Consider the following 20,715-nt stretch of genomic DNA (forward strand, 5'->3'; position numbering starts at 1 on the left):
TAGTGCTGTGCGCGAGCAAACGCACGGAACCGATGGATCCAACTTTCACCGAGAGTTCCCGTTCGCAGTTCCTGTCTCCGGGTCACGACCCGCCCGGTAGGATCGGAGTCAGAGCGGCCACTGGCGGAGTCCTGTGGTCCGAGTCGACGGGGACAGAGGTGGGTCGTGCCGCAGGACGCAACCGGGCAGCCGTTGGCGGGCCTTCGGGTCGCGGATTTCTCCCGGGTACTGGCCGGCCCCTACGCCACCATGATGCTGGCCGACTTCGGCGCTGATGTGATCAAGATCGAGAGCCCGGTCGGCGACGACACCCGGCAGTGGCTGCCGCCGGTCGACGCGCAGGGGGACTCCACCTACTTCGGGTCGGTGAACCGCAACAAGCGCAGCGTCGTCTGCGACCTCGGCACCGATGCGGGACTGGCCGTGGCCCGGCGACTCGCCGAGACCGCCGACGTCGTGGTGGAGAACTTCCGGCCCGGCGTGATGGACCGGTTTGCTCTGGGCTTCGAGCAGCTGCGGGCCGTCAATCCGAGCTTGGTCTACTGCTCGATCACGGGCTTCGGCGCGGGGGCCGGCGCCCGCCTGCCCGGCTACGACCTGCTCGTACAGGCTGTCGGCGGGCTGATGAGCGTCACCGGTCGCCCAGACGAAGAGCCGAGCAAAGTGGGGGTGGCCCTCGTGGACGTGCTCTCCGGGCTCAACGCGGTCAGCGGCGTCCTACTCGCCCTGCGTGCGCGTGATGCGACCGACGCGGGCGGGACCGCCGGCCACCGGGTGGAGGTGGACCTGCTGACCACCCTGCTCTCCGCACTGACCAACCAGGCCGCGGGCACCCTCGCGACCGGGCAGTCACCGACCCGGATGGGCAATGCGCACCCGAGCATCGCGCCGTACGAGCTGTTCGACGCCGCCGACCGGCCGCTGGTGATCGCGGTGGGCAACGATCGCCAGTTCCGCACCCTGGTGCGACTGCTCGGGGCTCCCGCCCTGGCCGACGACGACCGGTTCCGCGGTAACGCCGACCGGGTGCGGCACCGCACGGTGCTGAAAAAGTTGATTGAGGACCGGCTCCGGCCCGAGCCCGCGGCGCACTGGGTGGGCGTTCTGACCGATGCCGGTGTGCCGGCCGGCCAGGTCAACACCCTCGACGAGGCGTTCGCCTTCGCCGCCGCGCTGGGGCTCGACCCGGTGGTGGAACTGGGTGCGGCCGGCCGCACCAGCCGCCAGGTTGCCAACCCCATCCACCTCGCCGGCCGCCCGGCCGCCTACCGCCTGTGCCCGCCGCGGCTGGGCGAGCACGAGGGCGCCGACTGGCTCGCCCCGTCCCCGACCGCTGCCCCAGGGCGAGCCCCCGTACCAGCCCCCGTACCAGCCACAGATCTCGCTCGTGTTCCGCCGACCCCCAAAGGACTCTCGTGACCGCCGCAGGCCGCCCCACCCCGCTTGTGCCCAGCCCGCTGGTCGACACCGTCTTCGACCTCGATGCCCTGCTCGAGCCGGAGGAGATCGTCTGGGCGCGCGCGGCGCGCGCTTTCGCGACCAACCGCATCCTGCCGACCATCGAGGACGACTTCGAGGAGAAGCACTTCCGGGCCGAGCTGATCCCTGAACTCGGGGCGGCCGGGTTCCTCGGCATGCACCTCACCGGGTACGGCTGCGCCGGCGCGGGGGCGGTGAGCTACGGGCTGGTCTGCCTCGAGCTGGAGGCCGCTGACAGCGGCTGGCGCACTTTCGTCTCGGTGCAGGGCTCGCTGGCGATGTCGGCCATCCACAAGTACGGGTCTGCGGAGCAGAAGCAGCACTGGCTGCCGGGCATGGCCGCCGGCCAGCTCGTGGGCTGCTTCGCGTTGACCGAACCGACCGGCGGCAGCGACCCGGCCGCGATGGCGACCACCGCCACCCGGGGCGCCGACGGCTGGGTGATCGAGGGTGCCAAACGCTGGATCGGCCTGGCCAGCATCGCCGACGTCGCGATCGTCTGGGCCCAAACGGATGCCGGTGTGCGCGGCTTCCTGGTTCCGACCGACAGTATCGGTTTCACCGCCATCCCCATCGGCAAGAAGCTTTCGATGCGTGCGTCGATCCAGTGCGATGTGCACCTGGACGCCGTGCAGGTGCCATTCGATGCGATCCTGCCCGGTGCCGCTGGGCTGTCCGGGCCGTTCGGCTGCCTCAACGAGGCGCGCTTCGGCATCGTCTGGGGGGCCATGGGCGCCGCCCGCAGCTGCCTCGACGCCGCCATCCTGCGCGCGAAGACCCGTGAGGTGTTCGGCAAACCGATTGGGGCTACCCAGTTGATCCAGGCCAAGCTCGCCGACATGCTCGTGGAATACGAGAAGGGGGTGCTGCTGGCCCTGCACCTCGGTCGGCTCAAGGAGCGCGGCACGCTGACCCCCACCCAGATCAGCATCGGCAAGCTCAACAGCGTGCGCGAGGCGATCCAGATCGCCCGCGAGGCCCGCGTCATCCTCGGCGGCGACGGCATTACCAGCGAATTCCCGGTGATGCGCCACCTGGCGAACCTGGAATCGGTGCGCACCTATGAGGGCACCGACGAAATCCACCAGCTCGTGCTCGGGCGGGCCCTGACCGGCCTGAACGCGTTCTCCTGAGGCCGCGATGTGACATAGTGGCAAGCAGATTGGCTGTCGGGCCGATCGACGGGGGAGGAGCGCAGTGGGGGTGACGGGGGGACAGACCGTGTTCGCGAACCTGCGTGCGCGCATCCTCTCGGGGGAATTGCCCGCCAGGGCCACGCTGCGGGAGACGGTGCTGGCCCAGGAACTCGGCGTCAGCCGCACCCCCGTGCGCGAGGCGCTGCGCCGGCTCGACGAGGCCGGCCTGGTGGAGTTCGTGCCGAACCGGGGTGCCACGGTCGTGGAATGGACCACCGAGCAGATCTGCGAGACGTATTTTCTTCGCGCGGCTCTCGAGAGCAGGGCGGCGGGCCTCGCGGCGGCGCGGATCGAGCCGGCCGACCTCGACCGGCTGGCCATCCTGATTGACGCCATGGAGGAGTTCGTGCGCGCAACCGACGCCGAGGGCATCGGCCGGCTGGGCGTGCTCAACGCCGAATTCCACCGCATCATCGTGGCCGCGTCGGGCGTCACCCAGCTGATGGCCCTGGCCGCGTCCGTCGGCCGCGCCCCGATGATGGCCTCGCTCTTCCGCCGCGACGCCGCCGTCTTCCGGGCCGGCAGCAACCACCACCACCGCGACATCCTCACGGCGCTATGGTCGGGAGACGCACTCTGGGCCGAGGTCGCCATGCGCTCGCACATTCTCGCAGCGCGCAACGCGGTGTCGTCGGGTCGGTCCGGATCGCGAACGGAACCGGCCTAACCGGAACCGGTCAGCCGCGCGCGGAGCGGGCCGCCTCGAGCAGGCTGTGGGTGTGCGGATGCCGCGGGGAAGCGAGGATCTCAGCCGCCGAAGCCTGCTCGACGACCCGTCCCGCCTCCACGACCGCCACTCGGTCGCAGGTGGCGTCCGCCAGGCCGAGGTTCCGGGAGACCACGATGATCGACAGTCCGAACTCCTGGACGAACCCGCGGCAGAGCTCCAGTGCGGAGGGCTCGCCCGCAGCCTCGACGGCGCGCGTCGGCTCGTCCAGGATCAGGATGTCCGGGGGCTGTGAGAGCGCGGCCGCGATCGTCACCTGGAGCAGCGCGGTCGGTTCGAGCTGGGTCGGAACCACCAGCGACGTCGCCTGCGGATCCGGCAGCCCGACCTTCTCGAGGAGTTCCAACGCATGCCGGGCGGCATCCGTTCGGGACAGACCCCCTGTCCGGCGCAGGGTTCGGGCGAGCTGGCGGCCGATGACCTGGTCCGGGGCCAGGCCCGTGGGCGCGGCAGGGGAAATGAGAGAGATTCTCGTGTCGCGCAGCCGGTTGAGGGCGCGCCGCGATGCCCCGACGAGCTCGATACCGTCGATCAGGATGGAGCCGGCCGCGATCACCGCCGGTTCGGGCAGCCGGCCCAGGATGGCCAGAGCGATCTCGCGTGCCCCGGAACCGGTGACACCGACCAGGCCGATGACCTCACCCCGCGCCACCGAGAGGGAGATGCCCGTGGCCAGCACCGGGGCACCCGTCTGGGTGCTCTCGGTAATCTGCAGACCGCGCACGTCGTCTTGCGGGCTGAGTGGCTGGACGCGCTGGACGGGGCGCGCCCCGGGCCGGGGATGAGATGTTCCCCGAGCTCACCTCGCTCACGGCCCGTCCCGCTGGCCGCGGTGCCCCGCGTGATCGAGCAGGAGGAGCGGCCCACGGTCGAGTCCGGCGTCAGCCGCGGCGAGGCGCGGCACTTCTGCAGCCTGGAGCAGGGAGACATGACCGCACGGTTGCTGGCCAACCCGGTCGTTGACCGAGGCCAGCGGGCCTTCGGGGACGACCATCCGGCGCTCCGTCGGGGGCCTACGAGGCCGGCTGTTTCCGCGGTCGGTGGCCTTGTTCATCTCGCGGGCGGAACAATGCCTGCGCGAGATGGAACCGCACACCGACCGCGTCGGTGTGACCGAGGGTCGCAACGGGTGCTGGGTCAGATCCGCAGCCAGCTGGAATACCGGCCGATCATGGACCTCCTGAACGACCTGTCGAATCAGATGGACATCGTGCAGGAGGCCACCAGCACGGCCTTTGAGGTCATCGGCGACCGCTATCTCCTGATCAGCGCCGTCCCGACCTGAACCGGGGAGGCCTGAGCCGCGCCGCGGCATCCGTTGCCTCGGACCCACGGATGCCGTGGCTCACCCACCCCGCCCGTCGAACCAATTCGACGGAGATTTTGAGGATGGAGCGCTCTCCCAACGTGGTTTAAACCGTTTTGAGCCAAATCTCCGTCGAATTCGTTCGGGCCGCGGACGCTGCCAGGGTTCCGAGCGCGCTGAGCGCCCCGAGCGCTATCGAGCCCTACGAGTCGAAGCCGAGGCCCAGCGCGTCGAGCGTCTTCAGGATGATGTTGCGGCGGCCTCGGTTGTGGTCGGCGCGGTCGAGTGACCAGCGCGTGGTCTGGATGCCCATCGAAGCGAGGGGCTCCGGTGGGAACGGGAGTGGCCGCCCGCGCACCATCTCCAGCTGCGTGCGCTCGGTCCTGCGCTCCGCCAGTTGGTCGAGCATGACCTTCGCCGCGAAGTGCGTCGCGGCCACGCCTAGACCGGTGAACCCGGCGGCGTAGCTGATCCGTCCGCCGCGGGCCGTGCCATAGAACGCGCAGAACTGGGTCGACGTGTCGATGGCGCCGGCCCACTGGTGGCTGAAACGCAGCCCGGCCAGCTGCGGAAATGTGGTGAAGAAGTGGCCGGCCAATCGTTGGAAGCTTTCCGGCCGGTTCTCATAGCCGCTCCGCACCCGGGCTCCGTAGTGGTAGATCGCGTCGTAGCCGCCGAAGAGTACGCGGTTGTCTGCGCTCAACCGGTAGTAGTGGAACTGGTTGGCCAGGTCGCTCAGCCCCTGCCGCTTCTGCCAGCCGATGGCGGTGAGCTGATCGGGCGACAGCGGCTCGGTCATCAGCACGTAATCGTAGACCGGCACCGTGGACAGGCGGTTGCGGGCCAGCAGCGAAGGGAACACGTTGGTCGCCAGCGCGGTCTTCGTCGCCCGCACCACACCCGACTCGGTGCGGAGCCGGGTGCCCTGCGCCGGAGTGAGTCCCTGCGTGTCCAGGTTCTTCACCGGGGTGTGTTCGAAGATCTCGACCCCAAGTTCGGTGGCGACCCGGGCGAGCTCGGTAGCCAGCTTACCCGGGTGCACGAGCGCGTTGCTTCGCTTGTGCCAGATGCCGGCCAGGTACGTGGGGGAGCCGACCTCGGCGCGCAGGGCCGCGGCATCCAGGAACACGCTGTCGGTTCCGGTCGGTTCCTCGCGCAGCCATTCGACCTGGTGCTCCTCGACGGCCAGGTCGATGGCGCCGGTGCGCTCGAAGTCGCACTTCAGCCCGAGCTCGGTGACGGCCCGCTCGATCTCGTCGAGGTTCTTGAGGCCGAGTTCGGTGAGCCGGTGGATCTCCGTCGGCCAGCGGCGTCGGCCGTTCTCCTCGCCGTGGGTCAGGCTGGCCTCGCAGAAACCGCCGTTGCGGCCCGACGCAGCCCAGCCGATCGTGCGCGCTTCGAGCAGCACCACGCGAGCGCCCGGGTTCTCCTGCTGAGCGAGCACGGCGGTCCAGAGTCCGAGGTAGCCGCCGCCGACGATGGCGAGATCACAGTCGAGGTCGGCCGTGAGGGTCGGGTAGCCGGTCTGCGGAGACACGTCGTCCAGCCAGAACGGCGCGGAGCGGGTGTCGGCGAGGGCGCCCGCGATGACGGATGCGGCGGGCCTGGCCCGCTCGAAAATGGTCGTGCCCACGGATCGTCCTTTGTTCGGCGCGGCTCTGCTACTCGTTCATCATCTCAGGCGCGGTCCCCGTCGGCCATGTGCCCGCCCCGCTCTCATCTCACCGGCGCGTGCGACTCCAGAAACTGGAACACCTCGGTCTGGTCGACGCCGGGAAAGGTGCCCGTGGGCAGGGCCGCGAGCAGGCTGGTGGGCGTGCGCGCGGCCGGCCAGGACTGCCCGGACCAGCGCTCCGAGAGCTCCTCGGGCGCGCGGCGGCAGCACGACTCGTCGGGACAGGTGGACACGGCCCGGTTGTTGGTTTCGCGGCCACGGAACCACTTCACGTGCGTGAACGGCACGCCCACACTGACGGAGTAGTCGCCCTCTTTGGCCTTCTCGATGCGCGAGGTGCACCAGAAGGTACCGCTCGGGGTGTCGGTGTACTGGTACCAGGGGCTGAACCGGTCGGCGACGTGGAAGACGGTGCGCGCGGTCCAGTTGCGGCAGACCGTCGAGCCCTCGACCGCGCCGAGCGCGTCGCTCGGGAAGCGCACCGAATCGTTTTCGTACGCCTTGATCATGGTGCCGGACTCGTGCACCTTCATGAAGTGCACCGGGATGTCGAGCCGCGCGGTGGCGAGGTTCGTGAACCGGTGCGCCGCCGTCTCATAGGACACCGCGAAGGCGTCCCGCAGATCCTCCATCGAGATACGTCGAAGGTTCTTCGCCTCGGTGAGGAGTTTCACGGTGTCTTTTTCGGGCAGCAGGATGGCCGCGGTCAGATAGTTGGTCTCCACCCGCTGAGACAGAAATTCCGCATAGTTTCCGGGCTCCTCGTGTTCGCAGAGCAGGGTGGCGAACGCTTGCAGAATGGGGGAGCGGGAGTCGCGGGACGCCGACTGCTCGGTGGGCAGGTAGATGCGCCGGTTGCGCTTGTCCGTCACCGAGCGGGTCGAGTTCGGAAGGTCGCCCACGTAGTGCAGCGAGTAGCCGAGATGGGTCGCCATGTCGGCCACCACCTGGTGGGAAACCGGCCCGCCGGTGTGGCCGACCGCGGCGAGCAGGCGCTGCGCCTGTGCCTCGAGCTCGGGAAAGTAATTGTCCCGGGCCCGCATGGTGGCTCGCAGCTCCACGTTCGCTCGCCGGGCCTCCTCCGGGGTCGCCGCCCGCTCCCGGTGCAGGCGCAGGATCTCGTTGTGCAGGCTGAGCAGTGTCTGCAATGTTTCGTCGCTCGTTCCCCGGCCAACACGGATATGCGGCAGTCCGAGGGCGGTAAACACGGGGCCCCGCTGAGCGCGCTCGACGGCGATTTCCAGCGCCGCCCGCTCGGACGGGGCATCCGTTTTCAATAGGTCGTCGACCGTGGTGCCGAGCGCGGTCGCGATGGTGCGCAGCATCGACAGGCGCGGCTCGCGCTTGCCGTTCTCGATCATCGACACCTGAGAGGGTGCCCGGTCGATGGCGGCCGCAAGGGCGTCCAGAGTCATGCGCCGGTTCGTGCGCAGTTCACGGATGCGCCGCCCCAGGGTGAGCGCATCGAGCCCTGCCTCCTCGGGAGGAGCCGCGGACAGGGAGGAGCGGAAGGCGGGATCGACGGTGACCATGCCCCATGCTCACATACTCCGGGGATAACTTCTCGTAGCCAGAAGAAATGCTGTTCTTCTGTTATGCCGGCGACGGCGTGACCGGGTCTCCTAGTCCACAGTGGGAATCAGGCAAGCAATGGCGCTTTCCCCAGGCGGCGCCAGTCACGCAGCCCTCCCCGTTCAACTTCCGAAGGAGCTCAGCCCATGAACACCCCGCCCCTGGCGACATCCGACCAGGTCCAGGCCGCCAGTCTGACCACGAACACCGGCAGTTTTGCCACCATCGAACCGCACCTCGAGATCACCGGCGATCTCGGTCCGCGCTATGAGGAGATCCTCACGCCGGAGGCGCTGGTATTCCTGGCCGAGCTGCACGACCGGTTCGCCGGTACGCGGCAGGACTTGCTGGCGACTCGACTGCGCAAGCGCGTGGATGCCTCCAATGGGCGCGACCCGGGATTCCTCACCGAGACCGCGCACATCCGTCGTGACCTCACCTGGACGGCTGCCGGTGCGGGTCCCGGGCTGGTCGACCGCCGGGTGGAGATCACCGGGCCGACCGACCGCAAGATGGCCATCAACGCGCTGAACTCGGGCGCGAAGGTCTGGCTGGCCGACCAGGAAGACGCCACCAGCCCCACCTGGGCGAACGTCGTCGAGGGCCAGCTGACCCTGTTCGACCAGGTGCGCGGTCAGCTGAGCTTCACCAGCCCGGAGGGCAAGCAATACGCCGTCACCGGCGACGCCACCGGCGCCACGCCCACCATCGTGATGCGCCCGCGCGGCTGGCAGCTGGTGGAGAAGAACCTGACGTTCGTCGACCGCGCGAACCGCCGGACGAACGCGTCCGGCAGCCTCGTCGACTTCGGGCTGTACTTCTTCCACAACGCGCAGCACCTGATCGAGGGCGGCAGCGGGCCGTACTTCTACCTGCCGAAGCTCGAGAGCCATGTCGAGGCCCGTCTCTGGGACGATATCTTCAGTCACTCGGAGGACCGCCTCGGCATCGAGTACGGCACCATCCGGGCCACCGTGTTGATCGAGACGATCCAGGCCGCCTTCGAGATGGAGGAGATCCTCTACGAGCTGCGTGACCATTGCGCAGGCCTGAACGCCGGACGTTGGGACTACATCTTCAGCATCATCAAGACGTTCCGCACCCGCGGGAGCCGGTTCGTCTTCCCCGACCGCAAGCAGATCACGATGACCGTGCCCTTCATGCGTGCCTACACCGAGCTGCTGGTGTCGACCTGCCACCGGCGTGGTGCGTATGCCGTCGGCGGAATGAGCGCGTTCATCCCGAACCGGCGCGACCCGGAGGTGACCCGGCGTGCCCTCGAGGCGGTGGCCGCCGATAAGAAGCGCGAGGCCACCGACGGCTTCGACGGCACCTGGGTGGCGCACCCGGACCTCATCCCGACGGCCCAAGCCGAGTTCGACCGCGTGCTCGGCGACCAGCCGAACCAGCTGCACCGCACCCGCGCCGAGGTGAGCGTCACGGCCGCCCAGCTGCTCGACGTGGAGTCCGTCGGCGGGCAGATCACCGAGGCCGGCGTTCACGACAACCTCACGATCGGGTTGCGCTACATCGAGTCCTGGCTGCGCGGCGTCGGCGCGGCGGCCATCGACAATCTGATGGAGGACGCCGCGACCGCGGAAATCTCCCGCTCACAGATCTGGCAGTGGATCCACCTGGGCTCGATCACCGCCGAGGGCATCCGGATCGACGGAACCTGGGTCGAGGAACAGCTCGTCGACGTGTACGAGGCACTCGAGCGCACGCCCGGAGACCGGTTCGACGACGCGCTCGAGGTGTTCCGGGCATGCGCGCTCGAGCCCGAGTTCCCGACGTTCCTCACCGTGGGAGCGTACGCCCGTTACCTGTAGCTCCTGGCCGCGTAAGCGCGCACTCAGCCCGTTCAGCACTACTGAGGGGGCATCGTGCGCGCTCTCGCATGCAGTGGTGGGCTGGTGGGGGCGTCGATAAGCTGGATCGGTGATCGAGATTCGCACGGCGACGGCGACGGATGCCGCGGCGCTGGCCGAGCTGGCCGTCGCCACCTTCGCGCTCGCCTGCCCGCCACACACCTCGGCCGAGGCCATCGCCGCGTTCCTGCGTGACGTGCTCGCGGAGGGCAACTTCGACGCCTACCTGGCCGACCCGGACCGGCTGATTCTCGTGGCCGAAGTGGCCGGGGAGGCCGGGGCGGCCGGGGTCATGCTCGGCTACACGATGCTCGTATTCGCCGAGCCGGCCGATGACGATGCGCGGGCGGCAGCCACGATCCGACCCACGGCGGAACTGAGCAAGTGCTACCTGCGCGCCGAGACGCACGGCCGCGGGGTGGCGGCGGCCCTGATGAACGCGACCATGGACGCCGCCCGGGCGCGGGGCGCGGCCGGCAGCTGGCTGGGCGTGAACCAGGAGAACGCGCGGGCCATTCGCTTCTACGAGAAGAACGGGTTCGTCACGGTCGGCGAGAAGCGCTTCCTGGTGGGCGAACGGTACGAGGACGACTTCGTGTTGGAGCGGGCGCTCTAACCGGTGCCCTCCGCCCCGGCCGCGCGGGCCGCGATCGACTGCTCCTTCATCCCCTTGATCTGTTCGTAGGCGGCGAGGGCCGCCCGTCTCGTCTCGCCGAGGTCGACGATCGGAGCCGGGTAGGCATCCGTGCCGTATTCCGGCACGTTCTGACGGATGTACTCCGCGTTTGGATCGAACTTCTTCGCCTGCAGCTCCGGGTTGAAGACCCGAAAAAAGGGGGCGGCGTCGGCGCCGGACCCGGCCACCCACTGCCAGCCGAACGGGTTGCTCGCGGCGTCGGCGTCGACGAGGGTGTCCCAGAACCACTGCTCTCCGAGCCGCCAGTCGATCAGCAGGTTCTTGATCAGGAACGATGCCGTCACCATGCGCACTCGATTGTGCATGCTGCCGGTGCGCCAGAGTTCTCGCATGCCGGCGTCGACGAGCGAGATCCCGGTGCGGCCGCGCTGCCAGGCTTCGAGCACGCGCTGGTCAAGTTTCGGCCAGGGGAAAGCGTCGAATTCGGGCCGCAGGTTGACGGTGGCGAGGGTGGGGTTGGTGAACAGCACGTGGTAGCTGAACTCCCGCCAGCCGATCTCGGTAAGGAATCGGGTCGCACTGGCCTGGGCGGGCCCGGTGAGGCCGATCCGGGCCCGCTCGGTTGCATGCCAGATCTGGAATGGACTGATCTCGCCCCAGCGCAGGTGCGGCGACAGACGCGAGGTGACCGCCTGGGCCGGCTCGTCGCGCTCGTCGCCGTACCGGGTGAGGGACTCGCTCAGGAAGGTCTCGAGCAGGCGGTGAGCGGAGTCCTCGCCGGGCTGCCAGGCGCCCCGCAGTCCGGCCGCCCAGTCGGGCCGGGTCGGCAGGAGGCCCCAGCCGTCGAGCGCGTCGGAGGGGATCTCTCCGGGGAAGCCGGGGATCGACTCGGGTGCGGGGTAGGGTGCGCGCGGCGGCGGGCCGGCCGTGCACGCCCGCCAGAAGGGGGTGAACACCGAGTAGGTGCCCCCCTGGCCGGTCTGGATCGTCCACGGCTCGAACAGGAGCGCGCCGGCAAAGCTGCGGGCCTCCGTTCCGGCCGCGGTGAGGCCCGACTTGATCCGGGTGTCCACCTCGCGCTCGGCGGCGCCGTAGCGACGGTTCCAGAATACGGCGTCGGCGCCGACGGATGCCGCGAGCGCCATGATCATGTCCTCGGCCGGCCCCCGGCGCAGCGTCAACCGGCCGCCCAGGCGTTCCAGCGAGTCGGCCAGCGCTGTCACGCTCCCGTGAAGCCACCACCGGGCCGCGCCACCGAGCGGCCGGACCGCAGGGGACTCCTCGTCCAGCACGTACACGGCCACGATCGGCTTGCCGCGTTCGAGCGCGGCCTGCAGGGCCGGGTTGTCCGCGAGGCGCAGGTCGTCGCGGAACCAGACGAGGGACGGGCCGTCGCCGCTCACGAGCGAGGCCCGGCAGAGTCGGAGCCGGAGTCCGCAGAGGAGCCGGTCGGGTCATCCGTCACCCGCAGCACGATCTTGCCGCGTGTGTGTCCCTCCTCGATCAGGCGGTGCGCCGCCGCGCCTTCTGCGAGGGGGAACACCCGGTCCACGTGCACCCGCACGGCGCCGTCGTCGATGAGTTCGGTGATGACGTCGAGGGTGTGCCCGGAGGGCGCCACCTTGAATCCGGTGGCACGGATGCCCGCGGCCGCGGCCTCCTCCGCCATGGTCGGCCAGCTTCCGGTCGGCGCGTTCACCAGGATTCCGCCGGGGCGCAGCACGCCGAGCGACCGAGTGCCGGTGTTGTCGTGAACATTGCCGACCAGGTCGATCACCGCGTCCAGCCCGGAGAGCACCTCGTCGAACCGGGTCTGGGTGTGGTCGATGACGACGTCGGCGCCGAGCTCTCGCAGGAAATCAAGGTTGCGGGTCGACCCGGTCGCGGTCACGTGGGCGCCGAAGGCCTTGGCAAACTGCACGGCGAAATGGCCGACCCCGCCGCTGCCGGCGTGAATGAGCATCCGTTGCCCGGGAGCCGCCGCGGCCAGGTCCACGACCATGCCCCACGCGGTGAGCGCCGCCACCGGTACGGCAGCCGCCTCGACGTGGCTGAGTCGCACGGGCTTGCGGGTGACGTTCAGGCTGGAGACGGTCACCAGCTCGGCGTAGCTGCCGGGGGTGCGGGGCACGCGGGCGATGCCGAAGACCGCGTCGCCGGGCTGCAGCGGGAACGCCTCGTAGGGCGCGCTGACCACGACGCCGCTGAAATCGAGTCCGAGCACGGCCGGGTAGCCGCGGATGGCCTTCGTGACGCCGCCGCCGGCCCTGGTTTTGGTATCGATCGGGTTGACTCCGGCGGCGACGACCCGCACGAGGAGTTCATCGAAAATCGCGATCGGGGCGTCCACCTCGGCCAGGTGCAGCTCGTCGGCCGGGCCGGGGCGGTCGATCACGAGGGCGCGCATGGTCGGTGAGTGATTCGTGGCGTTTCCCATCTGCCCATTCTCTCGTGGGTTGCGCGCCGCCGGGGCACAACCGGGACAAACCGGCACATCCCGGTGTCCCTCGAATTGGGGGTGCAAGAGGCCGAATCTGGTGGCGGCGAGGTCTGGCTGGAAGGGGGGCCAGGCGCATAGTCTGTCCACATAAAGGGGGACCGACCCCGGTGTGTGGAAGAGTCCCTGGTTTCCCGCATCCGGTCTCTCTTGGGTTCGGTTCATCCCCCACCGAGCCAGTACTCAGCACTCCGCCCGGCTCATCTGAAAAAGTCGTACCGCACCCGAAGCGGCGCGAACTTGCTCGATCAGTAGTGGCGTGACGCCGAGGGGAAAGCCGCCTGCGACACCCGGCAAGCGGCTTTCCCGCGGGCATCCGCGCGCTGCGAAACCGGTGGACGACCGGTGGACGACCGGTCAGGCCTGCGCGGGCGGTGGACCCGAGGTGGTCTGCTGGTTGAGCAGGGCGATCAGGTTGTTGGCGTACCCCACCAGGATCGCGATCTGGTCTTCGTCACGGTCGATCCACCGGCACTCGGGCTCGGCATTCACGGGGACGAAGTCCTGGTGCTGTTCCCAGACGAGCAGGGTGCGTTCGGCGCCGAGCACGTACTGCTGCCACCACACCTGACGCAAGTACGAGCGCGGGATGCTGCGCCAGGCCTTGCTCGTCGTCTTGATCTCGGCCAGTTCAAGGCCGCCGGCACCCTGGCCTGAACCGGTGCCGACGCCGTCGGGGGTGGCCAGGTGCCGCCGGTGGTGGGCCGCGTGGAACAGGGCCGTGCTGGGCTCGATGCCGTAGCGGCCGAGCACCCAGGCCGCGATCTCGGGCTCCCGGGCGCGCCCGTGGTCCGTGAAGCTGTTGCCGTTGAAGCTGCTGCCGTTGAGCTTGTCGTAGACGGCGGTCTGCAGCGATTTCGGGGTGGCGAGCTTGGCGACATCCGTGGCCGTGATCCCCTGGGCGCGGGCCCGCAGCCAGGTCACCCGGTCGGTGGAATCGGCAACGATGCGCCGGAGGTGCGCCGCGGCGACCAGGGGCGCCACCGGCCGGGCATCGACGGGCGACGGATGCACCTCCTCATCGAACAGGGAGAGCAGCTGGTTCGTCACTGTTCCATTGTGCCTGTTCGCCGGGCCTGCCCACGCCGGGCGGCATCAGCCGTCGCGCTATGGCTGCGGGGCGACAGCGGACGGATGACGGTTTCGCGTCACAGCAGAGACCAAGACTGCGCATAGCCGATTCATAGCCAACATTCGGATACTGGTAATCATGAGCACTAGCGAGAACGAGCGAGTGGTCCGCGCACCGCGCCTGACCAGGGCGGACGGCAGCGCCATCCGGGTGCTCGTGGTCGACGACGAACCCACGCTGACCGATCTGCTCCAGATGGCGCTGCGCTATGAGGGCTGGGAGGTGCGCACGGCCGGCGAGGGGCGTCAGGCGCTCACGATCGCCCGCGAATTCCGGCCGGATGCGATCGTGCTCGACATCATGCTGCCCGACCTCGACGGCCTGCAGGTGTTGCAACGCCTGCGGTCGGACGGCCACGAGACGCCCGAGCTCTTCCTCACGGCCAAGGACTCCCTCGACGACCGGCTCAAGGGGCTGACGGCCGGCGGCGACGACTACGTCACCAAACCGTTCAGCCTTGAAGAGGTCGTCGCCCGGCTCCGCGGGCTCATCCGCCGGTCCACCCTCACCGTGGCCGACTCCCTGGATCCCCGCATTTCGGTCGGCGACCTCACCCTCGACGAGGACAGCTACGAGGTGTTCCGCGGGGGAGACGCGATCGAGCTGACCGCCACCGAATTCGAACTGTTGCGCTTCCTGATGCGCAACCCCCGGCGGGTGCTCAGCAAGGCCCAGATCCTCGACCGGGTGTGGAGCTATGACTTCGGCGGCAAGTCCTCCGTCGTCGAGATCTACATCTCCTATCTGCGCAAGAAGGTCGACGCCGGCCGCGTGCCGATGATCCACACGGTGCGCGGCGCCGGCTATATGTTGAAGACCGCTTCGTGACCCCGAATTCTCCCCGCGAGCCGGGCGCTCGCCGGCGACGCGCGCCGTGGACCCTGCGCCGGCGGCTGGTGCTCGCCGTCGTCGGCCTCCTCGCCCTGGTCAGTATCGGTATCGGGATGGTCAGCGTCGCCATTCTCCGTGCCTCCCTGATCGACGGCCTCGACCAGCAGCTGCAAAGCGCGTCGGACCGGTCAGGCGCCGTGATCGACGTGCGCCGGGATGCGGACGACGAGGGCGGCAACGGGGCACTCTTCACACCGACGGCGCAGATGATTCTGTCCGGTCCGGCCCAGCAGCCTGGAACGCTGGCCCTGGTCTACGACGGCTCGACCGTCACGGCCGGCTACACGGAGGAGGAGAGCGGCGAGATCGCCAAGCTGACCGGTGAGCAGGTGCAGTTGCTGGCCGAACAGATGCGGGAATCGACCGCGGTGACGGTGCATCTCGGCGAAGACGCCGGCAGCTACCGGGTCAGGGCCGACACGACCCGCAACGGCACCCTTTACCTGGTGGGCCTGCCGCTCTCCGGGGTGCAGAACACGGTCACCCAGTTGGGCATCATCATTGCGGTGGTCTCCCTGGTCGGCATCCTCATCGTCGCGATTCTGGCCACCTGGATCGTGCGGCTTGCCCTGCGCCCGTTGGTGCGCGTGACCGAGACGGCGGCGCGGGTGTCCGAGCTCCCCCTGGACCGTGGGGAGGTCTCGCTCGTCGACCGGGTACCGGCCGCCGACACCGACCCCCGCACCGAGGTCGGCCGGGTGGGATCGGCGCTGAACCGCATGCTCGACCACGTGGACGTGGCGCTCGAAACACGTCAGGCCAGTGAGCGCAAGGTGCGCCAGTTCGTCGCCGACGCCAGCCACGAGCTGCGCACGCCGCTGGCCTCGATCCGCGGCTACGCCGAACTCACCCGCCGCTCCGACCAGGAACTGCCGCCGGACGCGCTGCATTCCCTGGGGCGGATCGAGTCGGAATCGGTGCGGATGACCGGCCTGGTCGAAGACCTGCTGCTCCTCGCCCGTCTCGACGAAGGCCGGGAGCTGGTCAGCGGCCCGGTCGACCTGACCAGCCTGATCGTGGACGTCGTCAGCGACGCCCACGCCGCCGGCCCGGGACGGGTGCTGGGCCTGGAGCTGCCCGACGAGCCGGTGGAAATCGTCGGTGATGCCGCGCGGCTGCACCAGGTGTTCGCCAACCTGCTCGCCAACGCGCGCATCCACACGCCCCCCGAGACCACGGTCGACGTGGCCCTCGCGCGCCAGAACGACCGCGTTATCCTGACAGTGACGGATGACGGCCCCGGCGTCCCCGAGAACCTCCGGGCCACACTGTTCGAGCGTTTCGCCCGCGGCGACAGCACGCGCTACCGGGGAACGGGCAGCACGGGCCTCGGCCTGGCCATCGCCCACGCGGTCGTGGCCGCGCACCAGGGCGAGATCGAGGTCGAGAGCCGCCCCGGTTTCACGTGTTTCCGCGTCTCCCTCCCCGTCGCGCTCGCCTGACCCCGTCCCGTGCCGGTGCGTGGTCTGCCCGGTTCGCCATGCGAATTCGACGGAGATTTTGCTCCAGAACAAGGTTTTGAACCCGAAACCGGCCATTTCGGGCAAAATCTCCGTCGAATTGGTTCAGGGTCGGGTTCAGGAGTCGCAGGCGGGCAGCGGGCAGCAGGCAGCGGGAGGCGGGTTCGGGGATGCAGTGAACGGATGCCGATTTGCACCGGCCTCCACCATCCCGTATCGTGGGCGAAAGCCAAAGACCGCCGGTTATTGCCGTGTAGAAATGCACTGGCAATCGAAGGTTCATTCACGTGAACGGCCCGCGCAGGATTCGAAGTCAGACTGCATTCACTGGAATGCGTTCCCAGCTCCGGCGCCTGCGCCGGAGCTTTTTTCATGTCTGCTCCCCGGGCTACCGGCACATGAAACCAAGAGGAGCGCCATGGCGAACAAGGAAGCAACGGTCGCCGAGCTTACGGAGAAATTCCAGAGCTCGACCGCCGTTCTGCTCACCGAGTACCGCGGTCTCACTGTTGCGCAGCTCAAGTCGCTGCGCGTTTCCATCAGTGCGGACGCCACGTACGCCGTGGTGAAGAACACGCTGACCAAGATTGCGGCGAACAACGCCGGCATCACGTCGTTTGACGACGAGCTTGTCGGTCCGTCCGCAATCGCATTCGTTCACGGAGACCCTGTCGCCGTTGCGAAGACCCTGCGTGCCTTCACCAAGGCAAACCCTCTCCTGGTAGTGAAGGGTGGTTACTTCGACGGTAACCCGCTCACCGCCGCAGAGGTAGGCAAGCTCGCCGACCTCGAGTCCCGCGAAGTGCTGCTGGCCAAGCTGGCCGGCGCATTCAAGGCCTCGCTGTTCGGAGCCGCATATCTGTTCAACGCACCGCTGTCGAAGGCTGTTCGCACCATCGACGCGCTGCGTGAGAAGCAGGAGTCCGCGAACTAGGCATCTGCCTGGCATCGCGGTGAGTAACTAAGAAACTATAGGGAGAAAAATCATGGCAAAGCTTTCCACCGAGGAATTGCTCGAACAGTTCAAGGGCCTCACCCTCATCGAACTCTCCGAGTTCGTCAAGGCGTTCGAGGAGACCTTCGAGGTCACCGCCGCTGCACCGGTCGCCGCTGCCGGCGCTGCCGGTCCCGCCGCCCCCGTTGAAGAGGTCGAAGAGCAGTCCGCTTTCGACGTCATCCTCGAGGCTGTCGGCGACAAGAAGATCCAGGTCATCAAGGTTGTGCGCGAGCTCACCAGCCTGGGCCTCGGCGAGGCCAAGGCCGTCGTCGATGGCGCGCCGAAGGCCGTCCTCGAAGGCGTTTCCAAGGAAGCCGCTGAAAAGGGCAAGGCTGCTCTCGAAGCTGCCGGCGCCACCGCCGTCCTCAAGTAGTCGGGGCCCCGCGAGGGGTTCTCTGCTTCTCGTAGAGGCGTGACGGCCCAAGCCGTCCACACAGAGAAGGCGTCGCATCCATCGGATGCGGCGCCTTCTGTCGTTATGCCCGTTCCGTCAGGCCCGACGCACGGTGTCAGCCCCCGTGGGTGAGACGTGGGCCGCTGGTGCTCGAGCGGATGACCAGGTTCGTGGGCAGCCGGGTCAGGTGATCCTCGTCGCCGTGCTGAGCGGGGTTCTCCAATTCCGTCAGGAGGGCCTGCACCGCGAGCCGGCCCTGTGTGCGCGGGTGCTGCTCGAGGGTGGTCAGACGGAACATATCGGCATACGGATGTCCGTCGATCCCGATCACGGACAGGTCGGCCGGCACCTGGATACCCAGTTCCCTGGCGGCGACGATCAAACCGATCGCGATCTCGTCGCTCGCGGCGAAGACCGCGGTGGGGCGGGTGCGCGGGTCGCCGAACACGGCGAGGCCCACCTCGTAGCCGCCCGGCATCGTGAACTCGCAGGCGTAGAACAGGCCCGAGCGTTCGGTGGGCAGGCCGGCGGCGCTCATGGCGGCGTAGAAACCGGTGAGCCGGTTGCTGTGCACCTGGAAGTCCATCTCGTCTTCTTTGCTGCCGCCGATGTGCACGATGTCCGTGTGCCCCAGGCTGAGCAGGTGCTCGGTGGCGAGCCGGGCCGCGGCAACGTCGTCGATGGCGATCGTGTCCACGCCGCGGATGGGTCCGCCGATTCCGACCAGCGGGCGGCCCAGACGGTGCAGCAGGGTGACCTCCTCATCGCTGAGCGCCACACCGACCGAGATCACTCCGTCGAAGCGTTTGCGCGCGAGGAAGTACTCGAAGACCCTCTCCCGTTCGGGTGAGGGTGCCGGCAGGTTGTAGAGGGTCATGTCGTACCCCTTGTCCAGCAGCGCCTGTTCCATGCTCTCCAGAACCTCGGAGAAAAACCAGCGGCTGATGAACGGGATGATCACGCCGATGCTCTTGGTTCGGCCGGTGACGAGGCTGGCCGCGTTGGGTGAAGCGACGTAACCGATCTCCCTGGCTGCAGCGATGACCTTGATCCGGGTCTGCTCCGACACATAGCCACGACCGCTCAGGGCACGGGAGGCTGTGGCCTTCGCGACGCCGGCGAGGCGTGCGACATCCGCAATTGCGCTCATTCCAGCCTCCGCCCTTGGACCCGTTTCCAACACTGTACAGCTCTGGCAGGCCCGCTGGAACCGGTTCCATTATATCCGCCGGAATGCGACACGTCCCGCGGGACGAACTTTCGAAGGTGTCGTGGCGGGAGTGCGATCTTTGCCATTCCGTGACAAATCTGGTCTTGCGATTCGGCCCGGCGTACCGTACCTTGTGGTGTGGAACCGGTTCCTTATCTGATCGTTTTCGGCACAGAAGCTGTTCCTGCAGCACCTGGGTGTTTGTCCGGGGATATCCCCGGCGCATCTTCATCAAACTCAACGAGGAGGAAAAATGCGGTCATTCCACCGCCGAATCACAGCACCCATTGCCATTGCGGCGATCGCCGGTCTGACCTTGGCCGGCTGTTCCGGTGGCCCCGGCAGCACGAACACCGACTCAGGAGCTGAAGGCGACGGCGTCGTCTCCGTCTACGGCACCATCGGTGACACCGAGGCCAAGCTCCTCGAGAAGTCCTGGGCTGCCTGGGAAGAAGAGAACAACATCGACATCCAGTACGAGGCGTCAAAGGAGTTCGAGGCTCAGATCGCCATCCGCGCCCAGGGTGGCAGTGCTCCCGACATCGCGATCTTCCCGCAGCCCGGACTGATGGCCGACCTTGCCAGCCGCGACTTCCTCAAGCCTGCCCCGAAAGCCGTCGAAGACAACGTCGACGAGTTCTGGTCCAAGGACTGGAAGGCCTACGGCACCGTCGGGGACACGTTCTACGGCGCGCCACTGATGGCCAGCGTCAAGGGCTTCATCTGGTACTCCCCGGCTAAGTTCACCGAGTGGGGTGTCGAAGTTCCCGAGACCTGGGACGAACTCCTCGCCGTGACGAAGACCATCCAGGAGAAGACCGGCAGCGCCCCGTGGTGCGCCGGATTCGGCTCGGGCGACGCCACCGGCTGGCCGGGCACGGACTGGGTCGAAGACCTCGTCCTGCGTCAGGCCGGAGCGGAGACCTACGACAAGTGGGTTGCCAACGAGATCCCGTTCACGGACCCCGCAATCAAGGCCGCCTTCGACTCCGTCGGAGAGATCCTGCTGAACCCTGCCAACGTCAACGCCACGTTCGGTGATGTCCGCTCGATCAACAGCACCCCGTTCGGTGACGTGGCCACGCCGCTCGCCGCAGGAACCTGCGCGCTGCACCACCAGGCATCCTTCTTCGACGGCTTCATCACGGATGCCGGCGGAGAGGTCGGTCCCGACGGTGACGTCTGGGCTTTCATCACCCCGGCCGAAGAGGCCGGCAGCCAGGCCGTGACCGGTGGTGGCGAGATTGTCGCCGCATTCGCGGATGACGCCGACACCCAGGCCGTTCAGACGTACCTCTCCAGCGACGACTGGGCGAACAGCCGGGTGAGCCTCGGTGGAGTCATCAGCGCCAACTCGGGTCTTGACCCGGCCAACGCGAAGAGCCCCATCCTGCAGGAAGCCATCAAGATCCTTCAGGACCCGGAGACCACCTTCCGCTTTGACGCCTCCGACCTGATGCCCGGCTCCGTGGGCGCCGGCACCTTCTGGAAGGGAATGGTCAACTGGATCAACGGAGCCCCGACCGACGAGGTTCTCACCAGCATCGAAGCCGGCTGGCCCTCCAGCTAGTTCAATTCGGAACCAGCTCATCTAACAGCACCACAACCGTGCGGGTCGTCCTCCTGAAAAGGGGCGACCCGCACTCCCCTGCTGGTGTACCGTGGCGGTAGTTT

The 20,715-nt window shown here is 68.2% G+C and carries 19 protein-coding genes; 11 read left to right on the plus strand and 8 right to left on the minus strand.

Translation table 11 applies throughout. The features are described 5' to 3' along the window. The first annotated feature begins 165 nt into the window (after positions 1 to 165). The 3 genes from E3O47_RS02980 to E3O47_RS02990 all read left to right on the plus strand — a co-directional run bounded on the left by E3O47_RS02980 (position 166) and on the right by E3O47_RS02990 (position 3,342). Positions 166 to 1,419: a CoA transferase gene (locus E3O47_RS02980; RefSeq protein ID WP_174720185.1), complete on the plus strand. Its 1,254-nt coding sequence runs from the start codon at positions 166 to 168 to the stop codon at positions 1,417 to 1,419. Next, the gene (locus E3O47_RS02985) at positions 1,416 to 2,612 is read left to right on the plus strand and encodes an acyl-CoA dehydrogenase family protein (protein WP_241976742.1); all 1,197 of its coding nucleotides are present in this window, start codon (positions 1,416 to 1,418) and stop codon (positions 2,610 to 2,612) included. The genes E3O47_RS02980 and E3O47_RS02985 overlap by 4 nt, the downstream gene beginning before the upstream one ends. 70 nt (positions 2,613 to 2,682) lie before the next feature. Continuing rightward, on the plus strand, positions 2,683 to 3,342 hold the full coding sequence (locus E3O47_RS02990) for a GntR family transcriptional regulator (RefSeq protein ID WP_134419471.1): 660 nt from the start codon (positions 2,683 to 2,685) through the stop codon (positions 3,340 to 3,342). A gap of 10 nt (positions 3,343 to 3,352) precedes the next feature. Here E3O47_RS02990 and E3O47_RS02995 read toward each other — a convergent pair whose 3' ends face one another. Both E3O47_RS02995 and E3O47_RS03000 read right to left on the minus strand, forming a co-directional pair. Continuing rightward, positions 3,353 to 4,126, minus strand: a complete 774-nt coding sequence (locus E3O47_RS02995; RefSeq protein ID WP_134419472.1) for an ATP-binding cassette domain-containing protein — start codon at positions 4,124 to 4,126, stop codon at positions 3,353 to 3,355. Between the two features lie 84 nt (positions 4,127 to 4,210). After that, complete coding sequence (locus E3O47_RS03000; RefSeq protein WP_134401025.1) at positions 4,211 to 4,396, minus strand: hypothetical protein; 186 nt, start codon at positions 4,394 to 4,396, stop codon at positions 4,211 to 4,213. Between the two features lie 135 nt (positions 4,397 to 4,531). Here E3O47_RS03000 and E3O47_RS15840 point away from each other — a divergent pair, with 135 nt between their 5' ends. Beyond that, positions 4,532 to 4,687 carry a hypothetical protein gene (locus E3O47_RS15840; protein WP_166784755.1) on the plus strand — a complete coding sequence of 52 codons (156 nt, stop codon included), beginning with the start codon at positions 4,532 to 4,534 and terminating at the stop codon, positions 4,685 to 4,687. A 223-nt stretch (positions 4,688 to 4,910) separates the two neighbouring features. Here the strand turns inward: E3O47_RS15840 and E3O47_RS03005 are convergent, their stop codons facing one another. Together E3O47_RS03005 and E3O47_RS03010 are read right to left on the minus strand one after the other, a co-directional pair. After that, positions 4,911 to 6,341, minus strand: coding sequence for an FAD-dependent oxidoreductase (locus E3O47_RS03005; RefSeq protein ID WP_134419473.1), 1,431 nt, complete (start codon positions 6,339 to 6,341; stop codon positions 4,911 to 4,913). A gap of 83 nt (positions 6,342 to 6,424) precedes the next feature. After that, on the minus strand, positions 6,425 to 7,915 hold the full coding sequence (locus E3O47_RS03010) for a helix-turn-helix transcriptional regulator (protein ID WP_104170391.1): 1,491 nt from the start codon (positions 7,913 to 7,915) through the stop codon (positions 6,425 to 6,427). A gap of 186 nt (positions 7,916 to 8,101) precedes the next feature. Between E3O47_RS03010 and aceB the strand changes: the two genes are divergently transcribed. Together aceB and E3O47_RS03020 are read left to right on the plus strand one after the other, a co-directional pair. Next, entirely contained in the window at positions 8,102 to 9,784 is a 1,683-nt protein-coding gene (aceB, locus tag E3O47_RS03015; protein ID WP_104100766.1) for a malate synthase A, read from the plus strand. Between the two features lie 109 nt (positions 9,785 to 9,893). Beyond that, the gene (locus E3O47_RS03020) at positions 9,894 to 10,439 is read left to right on the plus strand and encodes a GNAT family N-acetyltransferase (protein ID WP_134419474.1); all 546 of its coding nucleotides are present in this window, start codon (positions 9,894 to 9,896) and stop codon (positions 10,437 to 10,439) included. Here the strand turns inward: E3O47_RS03020 and E3O47_RS03025 are convergent. The 3 genes from E3O47_RS03025 to E3O47_RS03035 all read right to left on the minus strand — a co-directional run bounded on the left by E3O47_RS03025 (position 10,436) and on the right by E3O47_RS03035 (position 13,932). Further along, on the minus strand, positions 10,436 to 11,863 hold the full coding sequence (locus E3O47_RS03025; protein ID WP_134401030.1) for a deoxyribodipyrimidine photo-lyase: 1,428 nt from the start codon (positions 11,861 to 11,863) through the stop codon (positions 10,436 to 10,438). The two genes, E3O47_RS03020 and E3O47_RS03025, sit on opposite strands and share 4 nt — an antisense overlap. Continuing rightward, entirely contained in the window at positions 11,860 to 12,897 is a 1,038-nt protein-coding gene (locus tag E3O47_RS03030) for an NADP-dependent oxidoreductase (RefSeq protein ID WP_241976743.1), read from the minus strand. The genes E3O47_RS03025 and E3O47_RS03030 overlap by 4 nt, the downstream gene beginning before the upstream one ends. 417 nt (positions 12,898 to 13,314) lie before the next feature. Further along, positions 13,315 to 13,932, minus strand: a complete 618-nt coding sequence (locus E3O47_RS03035) for a YqaJ viral recombinase family protein (protein ID WP_233191382.1) — start codon at positions 13,930 to 13,932, stop codon at positions 13,315 to 13,317. A gap of 235 nt (positions 13,933 to 14,167) precedes the next feature. Here E3O47_RS03035 and E3O47_RS03040 point away from each other — a divergent pair, with 235 nt between their 5' ends. The 4 genes from E3O47_RS03040 (at position 14,168) to rplL (ending at position 17,810) form a co-directional block, all read left to right on the plus strand. Next, on the plus strand, positions 14,168 to 14,917 hold the full coding sequence (locus tag E3O47_RS03040) for a response regulator transcription factor (RefSeq protein ID WP_134419476.1): 750 nt from the start codon (positions 14,168 to 14,170) through the stop codon (positions 14,915 to 14,917). Beyond that, positions 14,914 to 16,422, plus strand: coding sequence for a HAMP domain-containing sensor histidine kinase (locus tag E3O47_RS03045; protein WP_241980555.1), 1,509 nt, complete (start codon positions 14,914 to 14,916; stop codon positions 16,420 to 16,422). The genes E3O47_RS03040 and E3O47_RS03045 overlap by 4 nt, the downstream gene beginning before the upstream one ends. A 436-nt stretch (positions 16,423 to 16,858) precedes the next feature. Further along, on the plus strand, positions 16,859 to 17,374 hold the full coding sequence (rplJ, locus tag E3O47_RS03050) for a 50S ribosomal protein L10 (protein WP_104100771.1): 516 nt from the start codon (positions 16,859 to 16,861) through the stop codon (positions 17,372 to 17,374). A 52-nt stretch (positions 17,375 to 17,426) separates the two neighbouring features. Next, positions 17,427 to 17,810: a 50S ribosomal protein L7/L12 gene (rplL, locus tag E3O47_RS03055; RefSeq protein WP_104100772.1), complete on the plus strand. Its 384-nt coding sequence runs from the start codon at positions 17,427 to 17,429 to the stop codon at positions 17,808 to 17,810. Positions 17,811 to 17,946: 136 nt separating this feature from the next. On the opposite strand, the gene E3O47_RS03060 is transcribed toward rplL, so the two are convergent. Further along, on the minus strand, positions 17,947 to 18,981 hold the full coding sequence (locus E3O47_RS03060) for a LacI family DNA-binding transcriptional regulator (protein ID WP_134419477.1): 1,035 nt from the start codon (positions 18,979 to 18,981) through the stop codon (positions 17,947 to 17,949). Positions 18,982 to 19,294: 313 nt separating this feature from the next. Here E3O47_RS03060 and E3O47_RS03065 point away from each other — a divergent pair, with 313 nt between their 5' ends. Further along, the gene (locus tag E3O47_RS03065; protein WP_104100774.1) at positions 19,295 to 20,611 is read left to right on the plus strand and encodes an ABC transporter substrate-binding protein; all 1,317 of its coding nucleotides are present in this window, start codon (positions 19,295 to 19,297) and stop codon (positions 20,609 to 20,611) included. The last annotated feature ends 104 nt before the right edge of the window (positions 20,612 to 20,715 follow it).

The organism is Cryobacterium sp. TMT2-17-1 (genome assembly GCF_004402765.1).
GTDB classification, from domain to species: domain Bacteria; phylum Actinomycetota; class Actinomycetes; order Actinomycetales; family Microbacteriaceae; genus Cryobacterium; species Cryobacterium sandaracinum.

Excerpts from the sequence above, each read along its gene's own strand:
- E3O47_RS03000 (WP_134401025.1), bottom strand. The coding sequence starts at position 4,396 with ATGGTCGTCCCCGAAGGCCCGCTGGCCTCGGTCAACGACCGGGTTGGC.
- E3O47_RS03010 (WP_104170391.1), bottom strand. The coding sequence starts at position 7,915 with ATGGTCACCGTCGATCCCGCCTTCCGCTCCTCCCTGTCCGCGGCTCCT.
- aceB (WP_104100766.1), top strand. The coding sequence starts at position 8,102 with ATGAACACCCCGCCCCTGGCGACATCCGACCAGGTCCAGGCCGCCAGT.
- E3O47_RS03030 (WP_241976743.1), bottom strand. The coding sequence starts at position 12,897 with ATGGGAAACGCCACGAATCACTCACCGACCATGCGCGCCCTCGTGATC.
- E3O47_RS03040 (WP_134419476.1), top strand. The coding sequence starts at position 14,168 with ATGAGCACTAGCGAGAACGAGCGAGTGGTCCGCGCACCGCGCCTGACC.
- rplJ (WP_104100771.1), top strand. The coding sequence starts at position 16,859 with ATGGCGAACAAGGAAGCAACGGTCGCCGAGCTTACGGAGAAATTCCAG.
- rplL (WP_104100772.1), top strand. The coding sequence starts at position 17,427 with ATGGCAAAGCTTTCCACCGAGGAATTGCTCGAACAGTTCAAGGGCCTC.
- E3O47_RS03060 (WP_134419477.1), bottom strand. The coding sequence starts at position 18,981 with ATGAGCGCAATTGCGGATGTCGCACGCCTCGCCGGCGTCGCGAAGGCC.
- E3O47_RS03065 (WP_104100774.1), top strand. The coding sequence starts at position 19,295 with ATGCGGTCATTCCACCGCCGAATCACAGCACCCATTGCCATTGCGGCG.